Origin of the sequence: Effusibacillus consociatus (assembly GCF_042652925.1) — a bacterium.
Taxonomy (GTDB): domain Bacteria; phylum Bacillota; class Bacilli; order Tumebacillales; family Effusibacillaceae; genus Effusibacillus; species Effusibacillus consociatus.
In genome coordinates, this window is sequence record NZ_JBHSHC010000055.1 from 1 (window position 1) to 3,560 (window position 3,560).

Consider the following 3,560-nt stretch of genomic DNA (forward strand, 5'->3'; position numbering starts at 1 on the left):
GAGGATTATCGGTCAAGGTGGGGGAAGTTTCAATGAGCGGTGTGGCGTATTTTTAGGTTACCGTATACAACTGTCCAGTACACTTACACAAAGCGGCTGTAAAGGCTCAATCACCTTATCTCTTAGGACTTTTAAGGCTTTGGCTGTAAGAGAGGTAACCAAAACACTCTTTCCCTGTGCAAGCAAGTGTCCTAAAAGGTTTGCAATAGTATGTGTCTTTCCGGTTCCTGGAGGTCCCTGCACCAAAACCGACCCGTATCTTTCGAGACGTTGAGCAATTTCCAACTGTTCGGCATTGGCTTGTTTGGTGAGAAGAACATGCTCATTCTCTCCGTTGACATCGGTACTAACCTTCGGTTCACCAGCCGTAGAAGATGTTGAATCATCTGTGTTGATACCAACAATATTAGAGAGAGAAGTGGAGATAGCTTTTCTAGTTGGGATGTCCTCGATAATGGACTCGAGAGCGGTTGAGAATCCTAAATTCCGCTTTCGCAAGAAAAAGACTGGTTCCCGTTTTATTCTTGGAAAATTTGATTCTTCCCGCTTGAATTCCCCCTCAATAAATTTTCCGTGAGGAGAAAGCTGGGTTACCAAACGCTGCAAAAATCTTGAAGTCTCTTCTCCCCCCAAAGGATGGTACGATTCTTTTTCTAGTTCCTTTAGAATATTGGAGATCGAGTTCCCAGAAACCTCGCTTACGGAGCGAAAGAGGGCAGTATATAGTTCGGGCGATTTTTCGGAATTGGTTATCGTAAATTCGGGAATATCCGGATCGAAGCTTAATTGTACTCGTTGTAACAAAATAGGATGATGGATACTATTTACAGAGTGCGTCCAGTCCAGCAAACCTTCGCCAAGAATTAACTCCACCTGTTCGGATTCCCTTTCTATCCAGCTGTGAAGCGCATAGAGTTTCTCAAAAATATCCATAGCCTTATATGCAGATGTTTCTTCCTTCACCCACTTGTTACGTGCTTGTGTCCATTCCTGAAAGAGTCTTACACGGTTCCTATCGTCCGTAAACTGAACAACAACCTCTTGGCCCTCTTCATCTTCCTCTGTCCTGCTGGCAACCACTTTCAGGGTTCCGTTTATTTTCTGCCAACCCGGTTCCAACCAGTTATCCAGCTCTCCAGGCGGCTTCGGACAGCTTTTTAATTCTGGCCTGCGAACCTTTAGAAGGAAATCATCCGCTTTAGAAGTTTCAATTGAAATTGGATCATCAGCTTGTATTTCCTCGGGATTGTTCGAAATGTCCCCGTGCACGATAGTAGGGTGCTCAGGCATATCCCGGTACCACATGGTCCATAGTTGGCTATGTATTTGACGCTGCACCGGATTTCGCAATTGGTCCAGTGCCTGAAGATAGCGGAATACCTGGGTCAACTTTCTTCTGGATTCTTCTTTCTGGTATTGGCCAGGTTGTATCAATTCGCTTTCCCCCTTGAAGCAGAACGTATATCGTAATTTATCTATACTCATCTTATTTTCCAAAATTCTACATGATTAGTCAAAAATCCTGTGGAGATAACTGTATTTGATCTAAGGTAAATCGATAAACTTTTGAAATTTGATTAGTGGCTTGGCGTAACACCGCTATTTCGATAATACAACTGGGTACGACAAAGTCTGTCACGGAACAAAAGTTTCCTTTCCAATCGTTTAGTTAGAATTGTTTTTACACGTTCACAGGCCAAGGTTAAGTTAAACCGTAGAAATACTGAAGACCACCGTGGTCTCTGACCCAATTCTTCCAAGTACGATTTGTAGTAAATATGAAGACATCTTACTTCATACAATAAAACAACTCGCTTCTGCCAAATTAATTCAAGGTGGTGAAATTATGTTTGTTTTCATGTCCAAAGAAGAAATTCTGAAGCTAGAAGAAAAAGGGAAGGTACAGCTTTTTTCATTGTGGGATTCTTTGGATGGAGCCAGAGAGTATTATTCGAAGAAAAAGGGACGCTATGCCGCTTACGAAGAATCCAGGGAGCTTTTGACACACGCCTATTCAACTCCGATAAAAGTTTTTCATTTTCTTGACCGTCGTAAAGTTTTTAATGTTCGTCGGACATAAGGACAAATGCCGGGAAAACCGGCATTTGTCTGTGGCTGTTTTGTTATTAGAGGTTAACTGTTCGCGGAGGTTCCAATGCCTTGAATATCCGGTAATAACGGTTGCTTAAGGCTTCTTGGCCACCCTCCATCACGTCGCATACTGCAAGACGCACACTACTGTTTTGAAGAGCCCCGCTAGCTTGAACTCTGATTCCCCCACCAGCGAAGTTAAGGTGAACGATTTGTTCCGCTCCCCCGTTTACTGGAATGTTCGGGTTATGGGTTACAACGATCACCTGCTGCTTCGATTTCAACTGCCGCAATCCATCCACTACTAACGTAGAAATCCTGCGGGTGTCCAAATCATCTTCGGGTTGGTCAATGATTAATGGAGTGTCATCGATAGAAAGCAGCAACGACAACATAGCAGCTGTACGTTGACCCGCAGAACCAACTTCGATGTCTTCTTCCCGCCCGTTGTTCAAAAGTTTCAGGACTACTTGATCCTCGGGAAACCAAGAAAGTAATCTGTCGATATCTTCAGGAGTGGCACTTCGAAGAGTGTCTAGTTGTCGAACCAATGGTTTACCAATTCCCTGCTGATCGGTTTCAGTGGCAGTTGTCAACCGTTGCTTAAAGTCTTCTAAGAACAACCAACGGGACGGCATCTCAGTTGTTATCAGATCGTACAAAAAACCCCCTTTTATTTGATCCAACTCATCTCTATCTAATATGTCCCGCGCGTATTCTCCACTGGTTTTCCTAATTAAATTTCTAAATGTTTGCTCACCCTGTGAAGTGTCACCCATTACGTTTAAAGCGACGCGAATATTCTCGTTTTTGCTATTCCAATCTTTGATGACTTGTTCTCGCATCTCCCTCAATTTTTTCTCGTAATCGAGAATTTCCGCTCTGATTTGCTTGGAACGCTCAGTTTGAAGTTTGTGTTTTTCTTCATATTCCTTGACCTCTCCAAGTTTTGCTTCTAGTTCACGGTGCCTTTGTACAAGGCCACCGTACGCTGACGGGTCTTGTGTGCCGGCCTCCCGAAGTTTTTGAACCAATTCGTTGTACATTTTTTCATTATCGAGACGCACTTTTTGCCATGGAAGTTGCTCCAGAGTAAGATCCAGTGTTCTTCTAAAATTATTTAGCTCATTCACTACGAAGTTCAGGTTATCGTTTATTTGACGCCACTCTTTAATTTTTTGATCCAATAACGCGATAGATTCCGTGTCAAGATTACTGGATAAAAGCTCCTTAATAACGAAAGTCGGACATTTTTGGAAAATATCATTTATTGAGGAAACGTAGCCCGATACCGCTTTCGACAAGGCCTTTAACTCGTTATCGATTTGTTGCGACGACTGGTATTTCGTCAAAACTTCTTTGTGGTCAGAGTCTTCGAAAATTTTCATTTTCGCACGCACCTCTTAAGCCCCGTAATCAAGTTGGACAACCTCCGAAATAAGAGCGATACTATACGTAGGAGGATTGAT

3 protein-coding genes are annotated in these 3,560 nt (G+C 42.9%); 1 reads left to right on the top strand and 2 read right to left on the bottom strand.

Annotated elements, in window-relative coordinates; translation table 11 throughout:
• Window positions 1-57 precede the first annotated feature (57 nt).
• Window positions 58-1,434, bottom strand: a complete 1,377-nt coding sequence (locus ACFO8Q_RS08310) for an AAA domain-containing protein (RefSeq protein ID WP_380025309.1) — start codon at window positions 1,432-1,434, stop codon at window positions 58-60.
• A gap of 412 nt (window positions 1,435-1,846) precedes the next feature.
• On the opposite strand from ACFO8Q_RS08310, the gene ACFO8Q_RS08315 reads away from it, so the two are divergent.
• Window positions 1,847-2,080 (top strand): hypothetical protein, encoded by a 234-nt coding sequence (locus tag ACFO8Q_RS08315; protein WP_380025310.1) that lies wholly within the window; start codon window positions 1,847-1,849, stop codon window positions 2,078-2,080.
• Between the two features lie 46 nt (window positions 2,081-2,126).
• Here ACFO8Q_RS08315 and ACFO8Q_RS08320 read toward each other — a convergent pair whose 3' ends face one another.
• Window positions 2,127-3,479 carry an AAA family ATPase gene (locus ACFO8Q_RS08320; RefSeq protein WP_380025311.1) on the bottom strand — a complete coding sequence of 451 codons (1,353 nt, stop codon included), beginning with the start codon at window positions 3,477-3,479 and terminating at the stop codon, window positions 2,127-2,129.
• Between the last annotated feature and the right edge of the window lie 81 nt (window positions 3,480-3,560).